The organism is Bacillus taeanensis, from assembly GCF_003318295.1.
In the GTDB taxonomy this organism is placed as follows: domain Bacteria; phylum Bacillota; class Bacilli; order Bacillales; family UBA6769; genus Maribacillus; species Maribacillus taeanensis.
Map to the genome: position 1 here is coordinate 1 of NZ_QOCW01000051.1, position 1,707 is coordinate 1,707.

The 1,707-nt window shown below is 38.7% G+C and carries 1 protein-coding gene; it reads right to left on the minus strand.

What is annotated here, in order from left to right; translation table 11 throughout:
* Positions 1-100: 100 nt before the first annotated feature.
* Positions 101-1,558, minus strand: coding sequence for an RNA-guided endonuclease InsQ/TnpB family protein (locus tag DS031_RS23255; protein ID WP_113808526.1), 1,458 nt, complete (start codon positions 1,556-1,558; stop codon positions 101-103).
* Between the last annotated feature and the right edge of the window lie 149 nt (positions 1,559-1,707).

The window sequence follows — 1,707 nt, forward strand, 5'->3', positions numbered from 1 at the left end:
CCATCAAGCTTAACACTAGTGGAGTTGACACAGCGGCGTGCTGAAAACGCCCAACCCCTCTATACCGTTTGTCATGATTCCCATGCATTCGGTACTTCTTTTAGACAATTTTTGATTGTGGATGCCATACATGAATGGTTTCTTTATGAAAAATCGCTTCTTCTTTTAAACGTAAAAACGCTTTTTTCAAAATGTTCGCTGCTCCGTTTACATCGGCATTGATGATGAAGCCAGCTTTTGAACGATACAACCCTCTTTTGATCCGTTTTCCGGAAAACATCTTCTTTGACTCGCATTCCCCATAAGTTGGAATCTCATCTCCGTCCAAGAAGCTCGCTTTGGACGTATACGATTCTTCGGTTACGATCACCTTGATTCCCTGTTCCTTCGCTTTGTATTGAATCATACGAATGAACAAACTGTGCGGAATGCTTACAAACGATTGATTGTTACATTTCCCGATGGTTGAGGACTGCTTCCAATCGTTGTTTTTGCCGATAATGATTGTATCAATGTTCTCTTCTTGGGCATGTTTTATAACGGAAAAGCTGACTTTATGGAAAAGATCCTTCAGTTTACGATGTCTGATTTGATGAAGTTTTTCCAAGCGTTTTGATGTAAAAGGACCTTCGTTTGGCTCCTTTCCCCGTCTTAAAATGCCAAGATAATGAGCTTTCATTTTGTTATAATACTGATTAATGGATTTGACACGCTTGCCCTTGACTAATACAGGTCCACTTCCCGTATTCGTCACCATGGTCGCAAGGTTATTAATTCCTAGATCAATCGCCATTAAACGGTTGATCTCTTGACATTCTTCCTTTTTCAAAGGGACGTCCATCACTAATTCAACGACATACTGTCCGTATTTAGGAATGACCCGAACTTGTTTCAGCTTTCCTTCCCCAGCTCCCAGTTTTCCAATGTTTAAGCGTTCCTTTGTTTTAGGAAACTTTAAAAACTTCTTTTCTTTGATCACACAATCTTGATTTGTAAACAGCACTTCTTTTTCCTGAGCACGGCTGTACGCAGGAATTCTCGGTCTTCCTTTGTATTTAGCCGGATTTTTCTTATAATCATTTAAACTCGAAAAGAAGGATTTCCAGTTCTGAAAAACGGTTTTCATAATCGATTGACTTGTTTGAGTAGGAAGGGAGCGATAATCGTTTTGAGCGGTCACTTTAAATAAACAATCTAAGAAGTTGTAATCCACATAAGGATGTGCTTTCGAAGGGGCTTCAAATACATAACAGGTGACTTCTTTTTGTTGTTCTTTCGGTTTTGCTTTTTCTTTCTCAACCTTTTTCAAGTAAGAGGATCGCTGCACGCCATTTATGTTATCAAGATTTTTCTCAATGATTGCTAGGACTTCTTTTTGCAGCGGTTGAAGTTCTTTTTCCTGCGTCAAACCTGTATACACTTGTCGGATGTAAAAATTCGTGGTGTTGGTCATATTTTTAGCATTCTGGGCCATTTCTTTAAAATAAGAATACATCCGATGTCCTTTTCTGATCCAGATTTGATGCGTTTTATAATGTGTTTCTTTTCCTTTTTCCATCATTTCACCCCCTTTAAAATTATTATACCAAACATTTGTTCTTGAATGAAGGTTCAGGAAGCTTTTTCTAAAAAACAAGGAATAAGACCTATGAAGACCTGTCCATTCACCCCCTCCTTATCGTTTTCACGCTTGAAGAAGGGGTACTC